Genomic DNA, 12656 nt, shown 5'->3' with positions numbered 1-12656 from the left:
AAATTCAGCGGCGCGCGGTGAGCGGCACAACATTGTTGGGCTGCTTGGCGGTCGAGGCCAGGAAGCGCTTGATGTTGCGCGCCGCCTGGCGGATCCGGTGCTCGTTCTCGACCAGCGCCACACGAACAAAATCGTCGCCATGCTCACCGAAGCCGATGCCCGGCGCCACCGCGACGTCGGCGTGCTCGATGAGCAGCTTGGAGAATTCGAGCGAGCCGAGCTGGCGGAACTGTTCCGGAATCGGCGCCCAGGCGAACATCGAGGCCGCCGGCGCCGGAATGGTCCAGCCGGCACGGCCGAAGGAATCGACCATCACATCGCGCCGCTTGTGATAGATCTCGCGCACCTCGGCGATGTCGGCGCCGTCGCCGTTGAGCGCATGCGCCGCCGCGACCTGGATCGGCGTGAAGGCGCCGTAGTCGAGATAGGATTTGACGCGCGTCAGCGCCGCGATCAGCCGCTCGTTGCCGACCGCGAAGCCCATACGCCAGCCGGGCATGGAAAAAGTCTTCGACATCGAGGTGAACTCGACGCAGACATCCATCGCCCCTGGAACCTGGAGCACCGAAGGCGGCGGATTGCCGTCGAAATAGATCTCGGAATAGGCAAGGTCCGACAGGATGATGATGTCGTTCTTCTTCGCGAAGGCGACCACGTCCTTGTAGAAATCGAGCGAGGCGACAAGCGCTGTCGGGTTCGACGGATAGTTGAGGATCAGCGCCAGCGGCCTCGGAATCGAGTGGCGGATGCCGCGCTCGACCGCCGGGATGAAGCCGTCATCCGGTTCCACCTGCAGCGACCGGATGACGCCGCCCGACATGATGAAGCCGAAGGCGTGGATCGGGTAGGTCGGATTGGGGCACAGGATGACGTCGCCGGGCGCGGTGATCGCCTGCGCCATGTTGGCAAAGCCCTCCTTCGAGCCGAGCGTCGCCACCACTTGCGTGTCTGGATTGAGCTTCACGCCGAAGCGGCGGGCATAGTAGTTCGCCTGGGCGCGGCGCAGGCCCGGAATGCCGCGCGAGGACGAATAGCGATGCGTGCGTGGATCGCGCACCACTTCGCATAATTTGTCGACGATGGCCTTCGGCGTCGGCAGGTCCGGATTGCCCATGCCAAGGTCGATGATGTCGGCACCGCGCGAGCGGGCGCTGGCCTTCAGCCGATTGACCTGCTCGAACACGTAAGGCGGAAGCCGGCGGACCTTGTGAAATTCTTCCATTGGAGTTCCAGACGAGCAAAGGGGGCGCTTTTCGGCGCGCGATATAGACCTAATTGCAGTTAGGGTCGAGGGCGGGATCGCATTTGCCTTCGATCTGCTTCAGCGCGTCGTCGCCATGCGTCCTGGCGAGCGCGTTCAGCGCTGCCGTATTGGCGGCTGGCTTCGCGCCGCCGCCCTTGGCAAGCTGCGCCTGCTGCTCGGCCTTGAGCTGGGCAAGCTTGGCGGCAGTCTCTTCCTTCGTGAGCTGCTTGGCGGCTACCGGCGGCGGAATGTTGAGGTTCGGATAGGAGCCGGTGTCCTTCGGCCCCTCGGTCACCGCGGTCGGCCTTGCATTGCTGGCGTTGCTGCTGGTCTCGCAGCCGCCCGCGAGCAACGGCGTGCACAGCACCGCGGCTGCGGCGGCGATGCGGCAAATCGAACCGGCGCCGAGAAAATAAGTCCCGCCAAAATTAATCGTCATATTGTTTTCCTGGCAGCCGGGTTAGAGCGTGTTGGACCCGGTCAGATGTCCCATGGTAATATGTCAAGAAAACGCTCCGGGAGGAACCCCGCGAACCATGTCCAAAGCGCCCGATTCGGACAAAGCGGAAAATGGCGGACCTTCGACCGTCGAGCAATATCTGGTGAAAGATCCCGAACGCTTCGCGTTGAACATGGCGCGCATGATCGAGCAGGCCGGCAAGGCGGCCTCCGCCTGGGCCGAGCCGCGCGAAAAGGGTGAGGTGCGCGACCACGTCGCCGAACCCGTGGTCGACATGGTCAAGACCTTCTCCAAGCTCTCGGAGTACTGGCTGGCCGACCCGCAGCGCGCGCTTGAAGCCCAGACGCGGCTTTTCGCCGGCTACATGACGGTCTGGGCGAACGCCATCCAGAAGGTCAGCCCGAGCCCGAACGCCGAAGCCCCCGAGGACGCGGTCAAGCCCGAGCGCGGCGACAAGCGCTTCCAGGATCCGGAATGGGGCCGCAATGCCTTCTTCGACTTCCTGAAACAGGCCTATCTCGTCACCTCGCGCTGGGCCTCCGATCTCGTCGATCATGCCGAGGGCCTGGACGAGCACACCCGCCACAAGGCGAGCTTCTACGTCAAGCAAGTGTCCAACGCCATCGCGCCGTCGAATTTCATTCTGACCAATCCCGAGCTGTTCCGCGAGACCGTCGCCTCCAACGGCGAGAATTTGGTGCGCGGCATGAAGATGCTGGCCGAGGACATCGCCGCCGGCAGGGGCGACCTGAAGCTGCGCCAGGCGGACTACGCGCCGTTCGAGATCGGCAAGAACATCGCCACGACACCCGGCAAGGTCATCGGCCGCAGCGATGTCGCCGAGATCATCCAATACGATCCGACGACGGAGACGGTGCTGAAGCGTCCCCTGCTCATTTGCCCGCCGTGGATCAATAAATACTATATCCTCGACCTCAACCCGCAGAAGTCCTTCATCCGCTGGGCGATCGAGCAGGGCCACACGGTCTTCGTCATCTCCTGGATCAACCCGGACGAGCGCCACGGCGCCAAAGGCTGGGAGGCCTATATCCGCGAGGGCCTGCAATATGGCCTCGACATGGTCGAGAAGGCGACCGGCGAGAAGGAGGTCAACGCCATCGGCTATTGCGTCGGCGGCACGCTATTGGCCGCGGCGCTCGCGCTGCTGGCACAGGAAGGCGACCACCGCATCAGGTCGGCGACCTTCTTCACCACCCAGGTCGACTTCACCTATGCCGGCGATCTCAAGGTCTTCGTCGACGAGGACCAGGTTGCCGCGGTCGAGCGCTCGATGAGCGAAAAGGGCTATCTCGACGGCACCAAGATGGCGACCGCCTTCAACATGCTGCGCTCGGGCGACCTGATCTGGCCTTATGTCATCAACAACTATATGCGCGGCAAGGACCCCCTGCCCTTCGACCTCCTCTACTGGAATGCCGATTCGACCCGCATGGCGGCGGCCAACCATTCCTTCTATCTGCGCAATTGCTATCTCGAGAACAATCTCTCCCGCGGCACGATGGAGCTTGCCGGCCGCACCGTCTCGCTGGCCGACATCACGATCCCTGTCTACAACCTCGCCACGAAGGAAGACCACATCGCGCCGGCGCTTTCGGTGTTCCTCGGCTCGCGCTATTTCGGTGGCGACGTCGAATATGTCATGGCGGGCTCCGGCCACATCGCCGGCGTCGTCAATCCGCCGGCGGCGCACAAGTACCAGTACTGGACCGGCGGCAAGCCGGTGGGGGATTTCAGCACCTGGTTCGCCGGCGCGCACGAGCATGCCGGCTCATGGTGGACGCACTGGCAGCACTGGATCGAAAGCCAGGACAACATCCACGTGCCCGCCCGCAAACCGGGCAAGCGTATGAAAACCTTGGGGGACGCGCCGGGCACCTATGTCAAGGTGCGTGTGTAACCGGCTGTAATGTCTGGTGAGTTGACGGGCCGCCCAAACAGGGCGAAATGGTGATGTTAATCGTTTTCGTAGCCTCAGCTCGCCTGCAGACACACAATAAATCCGAGGCTTTGCAGATCGATATAGATCCCGTTTCCGGTTCGGGAACAGGAGGTCGCCGCCAGAGGCACTGGAGTGCTGCGGCGACGATGTACGGACCGGATGCCGAGGGGGAATTTTATTTTGAAATCAGCGGGTTGGCGCCTTGCACGAAGGGAAAGCCGCAGCATCGTGGCAGCGCTTTTATCCGTGCTTCTGGCCTCCTGCACCTCGACCGGCGACCCGACGATGTCGGTCGTCACGCCGGCCTACAATTCAACCGCCACAGAGATGAGCGCGGCTTCCAGCGCCCAGTCCGCGGCGTCGGCCGATTCGACCTCGCAGGCGGCGTCGACCTCCCCGGCATCCCCAGAGGCGGCATCGACCGTGATGGGCGAAGACGACAAACCGTTGCCTGAAAAAGTTGCCTATGTGCCGGAAACCCGGCCCGGAGCAGCCTTCCCCGCGGTAGCGGTTCCTGCTGACGCCGGCTCGATCGCCGGCAACACGCCGCAACCGCTGGTACCGCCGCCGCAGACGGCAGAGGAGACGAAAGCGGCCGCCACCAAGGTCGCTGCCGGCGATGCCGCCGCGGTCGCATCGCAAGCGCAGGCGACCGTGCAGGCGATGAGCAAAGGCGTCTACGTGACAGCGGGCGAGCCCCAGCAGCAGCCGATCGCCGCGCCGAAGAAGGGGCTGTTCGCTTCGCTGTTCAGCACCACGCCGGCCTCGGCCGCGCCTGCTCCGCTGATCAACACGCGCTCCAGCGACCAGCCCGCCGCCCAGGCCAAGACCACGCCGCCGCCGACAAAGCCGATCGTCACCCTCGCCTCCGCGACCCCAGGCGACAAGCCGGTGCAACTGGCTTCCCTCGGTGACGACAGCAGCAACCACATCACCGGCGCCGATGCCTTGCCCGGCGTGCGCCAGACGGCGCTGTTCGAGATCAAGCGCAAGTCCGGCATCGACGACGAGAGCGACGTCGATCTCAACGAGGACGAAGGCGGCGGCTCCTACCAGGTGGCGTCGGCCGCCGGCATGGCAAGGCTCGCGCCCAACGGCCTCTTGAGACAGAACGAAAGCGTCGACGTCGCCTGCCTGAAGCCTTCGCTGGTGCGCGTGCTGAAGACGATCGAGGGTCATTTCGGCCGCAAGATGATCGTCACCTCCGGCTATCGCGACCCTGCCCGCAACCGCCGCGCCAACGGAGCCAAGAACTCGCTGCACATGTATTGCGCCGCCGCCGACATCCAGGTTCCCGGCGTCTCCAAGTGGGAGCTGGCGAGCTATGTGCGCTCGATGCCCGGCCGCGGCGGCGTCGGAACCTACTGCCACACCGAATCCGTCCATGTCGACGTCGGCCCCGAGCGCGACTGGAACTGGCGCTGCCGCCGGCGCGGCGGCGGTGGCGGTGGCGACAACTAAGCGGCTTACCTGCTTCAATCGAACTGTTTTCCGGTTGCCGAACATGCGTTTTGCAGGCTCGCGAAAAAAGTTGTCGCATGTGGCGGCAGATGGGTTGCCGGTTGCGAACAACGCAATTATAAGCCGCTTCGTCTGAGCGCGCCCATCGTCTAGCGGTTAGGACACCGCCCTTTCACGGCGGTAACAGGGGTTCGATTCCCCTTGGGCGTACCAGAAATTTCAAGCACTTAGTAAGTTTCTAGCCTGATGCGTCGAATATGCGTCGAATAAACACCGGCGAACCAGGGTGAACAAATGGCCTTGAGTGACTGGGTCAATGTTGGCGCGCTCGTCGCCACTCTACTCGCCTTAGGCCTGTCGCTGCATTTTTGGAGACGACAGTTTCGGCCGATCGTGTCGGCGATGGTCAAAACGCACTCCGGCGGCAACATGGGTATCTCTTACGACCTTGTCGTCCTCAATTCAGGTTCAATTCCAGCTCGTGACGTTTGGCTAGAGGTCGCCGACCATAAGGCCCTGCATGCGTCGTTCGGATCAGGCGCGGACGATGACAACAAGAAGGACTGGCTTTCGTGCTTCGACAGGAAGGACATGATACCTGTCTTGCACAATGGATCTCAGGTGTCGTGCTCGTTCGGGCACACCAAACCAGCAGACCGAGGGTTCTGGAAAGCTGGTGCTGAGTTCCCCATCCGAATTCACTATCGAGGATGGTTCGGCAAAAGCTACCTTGGCGAGCCTCATACATTGCGGATCGTCGACACCGACTCATTCACGGGGTTCATGTGGGGATAAAGCGACAAGGCGGCCTCGGAGGCAAAGGCGCCCCCAGAAGGACTGTCTCGAACCCGCAGTATAAGCTGGACGAGCCGCTCGCAGCCGAGAAAGGCATCATCGACCACGTGAAGCGCTACTTCGGCGCCATCGTGGCGGCCGTGGCTGGACTGGCAGTCATCCTTGGTGGAGTAGCGGCCGCCTACTCACACCGCGACCTATTTGGCTTTGCATCATCGCATGTGACGGTCCGCCCAATAGCGTCGACCAAGGACTACATGCGATTCCTGGCCGAAAACGACGGCAACCGGGCGGCTTCGATCGGCAGAGTAAGCGGGGAGTTCCGCTTTTCAGGGACGCTGCGGTCTGCCTTTAGCGGAAACCTACGGCTCGATCTCGAACAGGACGATACCTTCGTTCCCGCCGGCGGATCACAGACATTGCGCGTGCACTTCGCCGATCGCGCGCGATGGCAGACGCTGGAGAGCTATCTTTCGAGCGTCGGGGAGCTGAAGACGTCCGAGTGCACGTTTGGCTTTGAGGTCGTCAACTATGACGGCAACCGTGAGCGCCTTCAGGCCGCGTTCGACTGCGGGCAATTCCTCGGGCAATACCTGAACATTGGCAACCGCAACCTTCCGCTCCGCTATCCAGCAGGTGAGCCACCGCCCTGAGGAAGTGGTCCTCCTCTACTCTCAATTTGCTTCCCGGCACAACTGGCAAGCGATACAGTAAGCTGGGGCGAGCGGGAGGCGATCATGTTCGCTTTCGCCGCGGCGCACTTGTTCTGCCTTCTTATCGCAGCCCCATCAGAAAGCGGCTTGAAAAGGGTATCACCGCCTTGGCCTACCCAGACAAGCGACACCCCGGAGGTGATAGGAAACCACATTTCGAGGTCAGGATCGTCGAGGTTCGCTCTGCCAGGATGGTGCAGTTTGTACACCAGGTAGCTCGAAATGATGAATGCGTGTGCTGGGTTGGAGGTGCGGACGATGCATAGCTTTTTGTTTTTGATGGCCTCGACAATGGCCGGATTGCCCCTCGCAATTACATCCCTTCGGACGTTCTGGAGCATGCGGCGCCAAGTCTCGTGCTTCTGGAAATGCTCCCTCTCTTGGTGATCAAGCGCCCCGAACTCCGCCTCGAACTTGCGGAGGGCTTTCTCGCCGTCCTTCCGTATCGAGCCCACGTTCGCATATGCTTGAAGTTGTCTGGCACGCGCTTCCACTGGAGGTAGGTATACAGCGCCAGCAACTGGCGCTCGCCAGCATGAGGAGCCACGTCCTGGCCCTGCCTTGCTCCCTGAACGATTCGGTCAACCATAGGAGCGAGAACGCCTTCCAGGTTAGCAAACGCTAGCGCAAGATCGACGTTCTTCGACAGGTCTTTCTCATATGCGGTGTAAAGCTGGCTTTCGAACAAGACCTTTTCAGAGCTGGCTGCAACAGCAGCTCGTCCAGCGAGTGGAGGCCAATCGCTACAGGCAGCTATGACGCCCGTTTCGAGCGAGCCAAGGCAATCTGCAATGGTCGCGCGGCCGAGACGCAAGTTTCTGCAGGTCGACTATGGATCGCCGGCGCGGTTGCATCAGGCAGCACCTTCCGCGCATGCATGGCCGAACAGGGCTTTGAGCCGAAACGTTAGGCAAGGCAGCTTCCTTCGCCGGCTTGTTCTAATTACTCTAACCGCAGCAGAGACCGGGCGCGCTACTTCAGTCCGAACCGGGGTCTGGTGGGCCATTCCCTCGGTCAGCCGGACGCCCTTCGAGGAAGTGAAGAGCAGCCCGGATCATGTTCGGCAGCATGTCGGACGCGCTACCAAACTGTTCGCATTCCTCAGGGGCAAAACGAAGGCGACGGCCCCCTCCAAGCGAGATCGCCGGCGGATCCCGTGACATTAAAGGGCCTGCTCGCGCAATGTCTTTTGCCAACGTGGGAATAAAAGAAAATCCAAGCAATCAGCCAGCAAGCTTCGGTAAAGGTTCGTGGGCCACTATAGGGCAACGGAGATTCGCATGCAGAACACTTCACATGCGGTTATGGCTCAGCGGCGAGAAGCAGCCGACAGTGCCGACGACTTTCCAACCCCGCCATGGGCAACTAGAGCACTCGTTGAACACGTTATAGGACGCGATGAAGTTCGAGGACTCACGTGCCTCGAGCCGGCGTGCGGACGCGGGTATATGGCGAGGGCCCTCGCCGAATTTTTTCGATCGGTCGAAGCGGCCGATGCCTATTCCTATGGATTCGGCAAAGTTAGGGACTTCCTTAGCTTTCCCTACGAAGCGCAGTCCCACGACTGGGTGATCACTAACCCGCCATTTCGGCTGGCCGAGGACTTCATAGAAAGAGCGTTCATTGTGGCCCGTAAAGGCGTGGCCATCCTTGCACGAACCGTGTTCCTAGAGAGCGTGGGACGATATGAAAACATCTTTGCCGCGAACCCGCCGGTGAAGTTCGCACAGTTTACCGAGCGCGTTCCGATGGTGAAAGGAAGGCTTGACGCCAAGGCGAGCACGGCTACCGGGTACGGCTGGTTTGTCTGGGAAAAGGGGAGGAGTGTCTCTCTGCCGCGGCTTATGTGGGTTCCACCTTGTCGCAGGGCACTGGAAAAAGCCTCGGACTACGGCTTTGCTTCAAGCAAGGCGTGAAGCCGGTCCTTGAAGTAGTCATTCGCCTTCTCGACAAGCTCGATGATAGGGAAACCGAAGTGCTGGTCTAGCTCAGACTTATCCAGCGACCAAGGGCGAGGCAGCGATCGAATTCCGTAATAGAAGATGATCCTAGATTCAGCGCCCATGGGCTGAAACTTGCAGAACTCCCCATAGCTTCTCAGAAGCACCTGAATGCACATGAGATCGCGGCGGATCGACCGAATCTTGCCAGCGTCAAAATGCCCGTTGCCTCGTTTAATCTCGTAAGCTCGCATGGTCCTGTCGGCGTTGTCGAACGCCAGCAGGTCGATCTGGAGCGTTCGAACCGCGTCCCCGTAGGGAAGAACGCTCTTGGCGCACTCATCCAGGCTGAGAGAGCTTGCCAGCCCGTCCGCCGCACGAGACACCCGGAAAATGTCATCCTGCCAAACGCTGTGTCGGTTGCTCTCGCGCAAGCCTTCTCGGATGGCGGTCTCCAGGATCTTACCGTGGCGCTTATAGGCGGAGCTGATGATGCTTGTCGCGCGAGAGTATTTCACCCCGGCGATTGGGTCTTCAACAAACTTGGTCCCCGCCAGCGTTGCTATCGTCTCGTCGACCACAGGAGCAACGCGGTCCATAAAACCCATGACAATCCCCGCCTCTGCCGCAACTATTGTCGCAGGAACCATTTAAATCCATGTGGACGAAGATGGTGAGTGATTGCTTAAGAATGGCTAGGTCGATGTGACGAACGGATTAGCGGTTTAGACCTCCTTTCTGCCGGTGCACTTAAGTAAACCGTATCTTCTTCCGCGCGGGCTTGGTGCATTCCGCGCTATCTTCTCGCTGGACCTTGACCATCTACTTGTCCTCTTGTTTCGATCGGCCCAACCCGCCGCAGGCCTGCGCACTTGTTCTCCGGCCCGAGCGGTTTAAAGCACCGGTCTTGAAATTTGCTCACTGGCGTCCCTGCCCTTCCCGCTTCGTCACGGCAAATCCTTGCCTGTCAAGGCTTTCAGCAGCTCCGGCGGCTGCTTTGTCCCTAACCGTCCTCGCCCATACCGTAGCATTTAGTTGCAAAAAGCGTAGCAGCACGTTCCTGGCACGTTCTTGAATTAGCGGACACTAAAAAGGCCCGGAAGCCTAAGAAGGCCGCCGGGCCAAGAGAGCCCCAAAGAAAGCTCAGGTGTGACGTATTTCAACTGTATCCTGAGATCCGGTTGAGCGCCACAAACGTGGGGTTGCCCTGTCAGCCTGTTTTCATGAACATCAAGTATCCGACGGCGTGGTCGATCATGACGCGATAGGGCTCGCCGTGGATGGCTTCCATCTTCTCGGCGAGGATGCGGGCCAGCACTTCGATCTCGTCGCGCCTTTGGCCTTTGCTTCGGCGATGGATAGGCCGCTACGTCTCGAAACAAATTCAGTCCAAGCGCGTTTATCGGGAGTGTTTTCTACGAGCCCACCAAAGGCGCATGCCCATTTATCACTTTCATGTCGACAACGGTGAGTTCGTTCCCGACGCGAACGGCGTCGAGCTCCTTGACTTGGCCGCCGCTCAGGTCGAGGCAGTGCGCGCTGCGGGGGAAATGATCAATGAGGCAAAGCAGTCCTTCTGGAACCATCAGACGCCCTGGATCATGCACGTGACGGACGGTGAGAACCGCCTCTTGTTCACACTCCAGTTCGGGGCAAAGATTCCCTCGGGCGATGCCATTTACGTCCCGACAGCCGAAAACGGCCCCGCCGCATAGATGGCAAAGAAAAGGTCCGGAAGCCGAAGCCACCGGACCAGTTAGAGAAAGTGAGTGCGACGCGCACTCTAACCCGGAAACCGGTTGAACGCACATCACACATCCGCGATTGCTTAAAGAGCCCGGCCACCGAAGCAGCCGGGCCAAAATGAACCCCAACTTGGAGAGTTCAGGTGTGTGGGCGTCATCGTATCCCTGAAGCCGGTTGAACGCCATCACCCAAGGATTGCGAGGAACAATACGTCTGACAGCGCATTTAGGGTCCGTGTCAATCTCCTCTTCGGTTTTTGACATCTGGGAACGGCGATCAGTGGCTGCGCCATGTTCACTGGTCGCCGTTCTCGTTCAGAACCCCTTCGCCGCCCAATAATGCGCCCGGAGGTCCATTGCGTCGGGATCGAGCAGCGGGACCGGCAACGGCAGCACTGGGTTGACCTTCGGCTTTTCCAAAGCAGAAACGGTGCCGATGTCGCCTGAGGGTAAGCGCTTGGCCTTCTCTCCGAGCATCTTCTCGGCTATGACGCGACCTGAGCCGTCACCGTCAAAGGGTCCGTCAGTCTCGTCGCCGTTCGGCTCCCGTTCATCGTCATGCTCGCCCCAGTCCAGAGCGTCCTCGCCCTTGCGCCAGCCTGTGCCGTGCCCGACAAAGCCGAGATCGGGCTCCAAGTCTCCCGAAGGGCTGCAGGCTTGTGATGAGGGCGTTCATGCTGCACCGCCTTCCACCATCCGCCTGATGTCGTCTGCTACCGAGGCGAACGCATCGTCATGGTCTTCCAACCGATCGCCCGCGCGCAGCTTGATCATCATGCCGTCAAGGGTGTTGGCCGGTGTGTCGAAGATTCGCTTGCCGATCTCCCATACCTCGTCGAGGCGCGCTTCGTAGGCCCGTTCTGCATCGCAGAAGCCGCCCCGGCGGTTTATGGCCTGAACCTCTTCGAGCCAGGCATCCCGCAAAGCGTTATGGGCCGCCTTGCTCTCCTTGATCGCGTCGAAGTATGCGCGGACTTCCGGAGGATCGTCCTTCGGCCGGTTAAAGGGATGGGCGATGATATAGGCCAGTACGTCGTCTGGCATTTCCGAATCGTCCTTCCATTCCCCAGGATGAGGCGGATGCAGTTCGGCGCACCTGTCGTAAGTCTCCTTTTCAAGCTTGCAGGCCGCTTCCTTCCACGCGTTGGCTTCTGCCATTTCCGCGTCGAGCCGGAAGAGTAAGGCATCGGGATGCACGGCTGGCGCCGCTACAGCGCCCGCTATGGCCGGAATAGAGGCTACTGCGCCGACGAGCATGGCACGCCGGGTAAACCGCCCGGTGATGAGTTCGGCAGCGGGCATAGCTTCGCCGGCTGCCGGAACAATGGTGTTCGGCATTGTGATCTCCCGTTGAGATTAGCGTATCAACGTGATACTAATGGCTCAGCGCAAGCCGATAGTCAATACTTTTGGATAATTGTAATACCAATGGACAAGCTGACTGGCCGACAAATTGCTGCTGCCCGCGCTCTCGTCGGCGTCACCCAGGCCGACTTGGCTGCGAAGGCGAATATTTCCGTCCCCACCCTCAAGCGCATGGAAGCCAGCCAAGGTGAAGCCGCCGGGATGGCGAACAACCTTGGCGCTGTGCGGTCGGCATTGGAATCTGTCGGTGTGGAGTTCATCCCCGAGAATGGCGGCGGCGCTGGCGTGAGGCTGAGGAAGCAATGAAGGCAGCCTTTCGGTTTGAGTGATCCCGCCCCGCCGGGCGCGGTCGGAACTGAGGAGAAAGCGCGTGTCCTTCAAAATCACCTATGAGCCTTTGAATCGGATTGCCGGTGTTCAGCCACAAATGGTCGAAAAAGAATCGGCGCGCGATGCGTGGATCGCCGTTGATGCGCTGATGAAAAGCGACGAGCGCGTCACTATTTCCGAAGATGGCCAGTCTATAACGTGGCAAGAGCTTCGAGACCGGGCACGGGGATCTGCGAACTAAGGGCCAGCTCACGGACCAGATGTCTTACGGTTGAGATCCTTCGGGCTGGTGTCCGGCGAATATGTCAGCGTGATACGCTTGCCGCCGCAGACCGCGCATTTCATCCTCGGCCGCAAATCCCACTCCATCGCCGGCGCATCAGCGCCGAAGCGATCGCGTACCGCCGGCAGATCGAGCTTCTGATGACGATGGCAATCCAGGCAGCCGCCAGTGACCGACATGCCCGCCTCGATAAGTTCCCGAAAGGTCCAGCCGTCGCTCATCCGGACGAAATAGGTTTCCGAGGTCAGAAGACCAAGAGTCCGCTCGTGAGGGGCGAGCGCCTCCTGTTGCCGCTTCGCGGCAATCTCCTCGTGCCACCGGGAATATTAGCGACCGGGAACATGGCTTGCTACGCGGCGTT

At 60.6% G+C, this 12656-nt stretch carries 15 protein-coding genes and 1 tRNA gene; 9 read left to right on the top strand and 7 right to left on the bottom strand.

Annotated elements, in window-relative coordinates; all coding sequences use genetic code 11:
• Positions 1-4: 4 nt before the first annotated feature.
• Both CK218_RS25705 and CK218_RS25700 read right to left on the bottom strand, forming a co-directional pair.
• Entirely contained in the window at positions 5-1222 is a 1218-nt protein-coding gene (locus CK218_RS25705) for an LL-diaminopimelate aminotransferase (RefSeq protein ID WP_095779221.1), read from the bottom strand.
• Between the two features lie 49 nt (positions 1223-1271).
• The gene (locus tag CK218_RS25700; RefSeq protein WP_164748201.1) at positions 1272-1682 is read right to left on the bottom strand and encodes a hypothetical protein; all 411 of its coding nucleotides are present in this window, start codon (positions 1680-1682) and stop codon (positions 1272-1274) included.
• A 97-nt stretch (positions 1683-1779) separates the two neighbouring features.
• Here CK218_RS25700 and phaC point away from each other — a divergent pair, with 97 nt between their 5' ends.
• The 5 genes from phaC (at position 1780) to CK218_RS25675 (ending at position 6572) form a co-directional block, all read left to right on the top strand.
• A complete protein-coding gene (gene phaC / locus CK218_RS25695; RefSeq protein ID WP_095829324.1) occupies positions 1780-3621 on the top strand; it encodes a class I poly(R)-hydroxyalkanoic acid synthase in 1842 nt (613 codons plus the stop codon).
• Between the two features lie 270 nt (positions 3622-3891).
• Positions 3892-5124 (top strand): YcbK family protein, encoded by a 1233-nt coding sequence (locus tag CK218_RS25690; RefSeq protein ID WP_245435195.1) that lies wholly within the window; start codon positions 3892-3894, stop codon positions 5122-5124.
• A 138-nt stretch (positions 5125-5262) separates the two neighbouring features.
• Positions 5263-5337, top strand: a tRNA-Glu gene (locus CK218_RS25685).
• Between the two features lie 81 nt (positions 5338-5418).
• The gene (locus CK218_RS25680; RefSeq protein WP_095829322.1) at positions 5419-5919 is read left to right on the top strand and encodes a hypothetical protein; all 501 of its coding nucleotides are present in this window, start codon (positions 5419-5421) and stop codon (positions 5917-5919) included.
• Positions 5920-6026: 107 nt separating this feature from the next.
• Complete coding sequence (locus tag CK218_RS25675) at positions 6027-6572, top strand: hypothetical protein (protein ID WP_143749705.1); 546 nt, start codon at positions 6027-6029, stop codon at positions 6570-6572.
• Here CK218_RS25675 and CK218_RS25670 read toward each other — a convergent pair.
• The gene (locus tag CK218_RS25670) at positions 6545-7087 is read right to left on the bottom strand and encodes a hypothetical protein (protein ID WP_095829320.1); all 543 of its coding nucleotides are present in this window, start codon (positions 7085-7087) and stop codon (positions 6545-6547) included. The genes CK218_RS25675 and CK218_RS25670 overlap by 28 nt on opposite strands.
• Before the next feature lie 993 nt (positions 7088-8080).
• On the opposite strand from CK218_RS25670, the gene CK218_RS25660 reads away from it, so the two are divergent.
• The gene (locus CK218_RS25660) at positions 8081-8548 is read left to right on the top strand and encodes an SAM-dependent methyltransferase (protein ID WP_245435194.1); all 468 of its coding nucleotides are present in this window, start codon (positions 8081-8083) and stop codon (positions 8546-8548) included.
• On the opposite strand, the gene CK218_RS25655 is transcribed toward CK218_RS25660, so the two are convergent.
• Positions 8521-9180 carry a hypothetical protein gene (locus CK218_RS25655; RefSeq protein WP_143749704.1) on the bottom strand — a complete coding sequence of 220 codons (660 nt, stop codon included), beginning with the start codon at positions 9178-9180 and terminating at the stop codon, positions 8521-8523. The genes CK218_RS25660 and CK218_RS25655 overlap by 28 nt on opposite strands.
• Before the next feature lie 828 nt (positions 9181-10008).
• On the opposite strand from CK218_RS25655, the gene CK218_RS25650 reads away from it, so the two are divergent.
• Positions 10009-10287 (top strand): hypothetical protein, encoded by a 279-nt coding sequence (locus CK218_RS25650; RefSeq protein ID WP_095829317.1) that lies wholly within the window; start codon positions 10009-10011, stop codon positions 10285-10287.
• 345 nt (positions 10288-10632) lie between these two features.
• Here CK218_RS25650 and CK218_RS25645 read toward each other — a convergent pair whose 3' ends face one another.
• Both CK218_RS25645 and CK218_RS25640 read right to left on the bottom strand, forming a co-directional pair.
• A complete protein-coding gene (locus tag CK218_RS25645) occupies positions 10633-10953 on the bottom strand; it encodes a hypothetical protein (protein ID WP_095829316.1) in 321 nt (106 codons plus the stop codon).
• A 36-nt stretch (positions 10954-10989) separates the two neighbouring features.
• Entirely contained in the window at positions 10990-11655 is a 666-nt protein-coding gene (locus CK218_RS25640; protein WP_095829315.1) for a hypothetical protein, read from the bottom strand.
• Positions 11656-11745: 90 nt separating this feature from the next.
• On the opposite strand from CK218_RS25640, the gene CK218_RS25635 reads away from it, so the two are divergent.
• A complete protein-coding gene (locus CK218_RS25635; protein ID WP_095829314.1) occupies positions 11746-11988 on the top strand; it encodes a helix-turn-helix transcriptional regulator in 243 nt (80 codons plus the stop codon).
• Between the two features lie 64 nt (positions 11989-12052).
• On the top strand, positions 12053-12253 hold the full coding sequence (locus tag CK218_RS30380; protein WP_143749703.1) for a hypothetical protein: 201 nt from the start codon (positions 12053-12055) through the stop codon (positions 12251-12253).
• 8 nt (positions 12254-12261) lie between these two features.
• Here CK218_RS30380 and CK218_RS25630 read toward each other — a convergent pair whose 3' ends face one another.
• The gene (locus tag CK218_RS25630; RefSeq protein WP_095829313.1) at positions 12262-12516 is read right to left on the bottom strand and encodes a hypothetical protein; all 255 of its coding nucleotides are present in this window, start codon (positions 12514-12516) and stop codon (positions 12262-12264) included.
• Positions 12517-12656 lie beyond the last annotated feature (140 nt).

It is taken from the genome of Mesorhizobium sp. WSM3879 (assembly GCF_002294915.1).
Classification (GTDB): Bacteria; Pseudomonadota; Alphaproteobacteria; order Rhizobiales; family Rhizobiaceae; genus Mesorhizobium.
Note: the sequence above shows the minus strand (reverse complement) of the source record. Positions and strands in the feature narration are given on the sequence as shown.